Origin of the sequence: Candidatus Seongchinamella marina, assembly GCF_026262685.1 — a bacterium.
Classification (GTDB): domain Bacteria; phylum Pseudomonadota; class Gammaproteobacteria; order Pseudomonadales; family Halieaceae; genus Halioglobus; species Halioglobus marinus.
Genome location: NZ_SHNP01000017.1, coordinates 1 through 1,392 on the forward strand (window position 1 = coordinate 1; position 1,392 = coordinate 1,392).

The following is a 1,392-nucleotide window of genomic DNA, read 5'->3' on the forward strand; positions in this document are numbered from 1 at the left end:
TGTATCCCGTCAGCCACGATGGTACCAAATGACTTGATTTGCTAAGAGAGACTTCTGCTACTTTTAAACTGAAGTACAGGAGCATCATCATGAGCATGTCAAACACCGAAAAGACGGTCAAGGATATCCGCCGTAACACCCGCCGTAAATTCTCCACCGAGGAGAAGATTCGTATCGTTCTGGATGGCCTTCGGGGCGAGAGTTCTATCGCAGAGCTATGTCGTCAGGAAGGCATCAATCCCAACTTGTATTACCGCTGGAGCAAGGACTTCCTAGAAGCAGGTAAGAAGCGCTTGTCAGGCGATACTGCCCGGGAAGCCAACACTGATGAAGTCACCGGCCTCAAGCGTGAGAACAGCGATCTGAAGCAGGCTGTTGCCGAGCTGTATCTGCGTAACGACTGGCTCAAAAAAAGTCTGACTGGGCAGGGTGTGATATTGGACGAAGACTAATGCGTACTGCATCAGAGAAGCTGGCCATCATCCGCTTGGTGGAGGAGTCAGAACTGTCGGTACGCCGGACCCTCAGGGAGATCAAGGTGAGCCGTAGCAGTTTTTATCGCTGGTATGCGGCCTATGAACACGATGGCCTTGCCGGCCTTGAGAATCAGGGTGGTACATCCCACCGTCACTGGAACCGGATACCGGACTCGGTTCGAGCCAGGATCGTAGATATTGCACTGGAACGCCCGGACCTGACGCCCAGAGAGCTGGCCTGGCATATCACCGATACCCATGACTACTTTGTCTCTGAGTCCAGTGTTTATCGTATCCTGAAGGCCCACGACTTGATCACCAGTCCACAGTTCACGGTGATGCGTGCTGCTGACAAGTTTCAGCATCCCACCTGCAGGGTCCACGAGATGTGGCAGACGGACTTTACGTATTTCAGAGTGGTCGGCTGGGGCTGGTACTTCCTGTCGACGGTGTTGGATGATTATTCGCGTTACATCATCACTTGGCGCTTGACGACCACCATGGCAGCGGCGGATGTAACCGACACGCTGGAGGATGCCTTGAAGGCAGCAGGGCTATCCGAAGCTAGGGTACGGCATAAACCGAGGCTTCTGTCAGATAATGGGCCCTGCTACATCAGTGGCGAGCTGAAGAGTTGGCTCAAAGATCGGGATATGGAACACACTCGTGGTGCACCGTATCACCCGCAGACCCAGGGCAAGATAGAGAGGTATCACCGCTCGATGAAGAACGTCATCAAGCTGGAACATTATTACTTCCCTTGGGAACTGGAGAAGGCGATCAAGGAATGGGTTAACCATTACAACCACGAGCGGTATCACGAATCACTGGAAAACGTGACACCAGCTGACGTGTACCAGGGTAGGAGAAACGACATTCTGGAGCAGCGTGCGATTATCAAATCCCGCACGCTGAA

At 53.0% G+C, this 1,392-nt stretch carries 1 pseudogene; it reads left to right on the forward strand.

The window, feature by feature from the left end:
* Positions 1–89: 89 nt before the first annotated feature.
* Positions 90–1,392 (forward strand): annotated as a pseudogene (locus EYC87_RS19380) (IS3 family transposase); the annotation flags it as partial.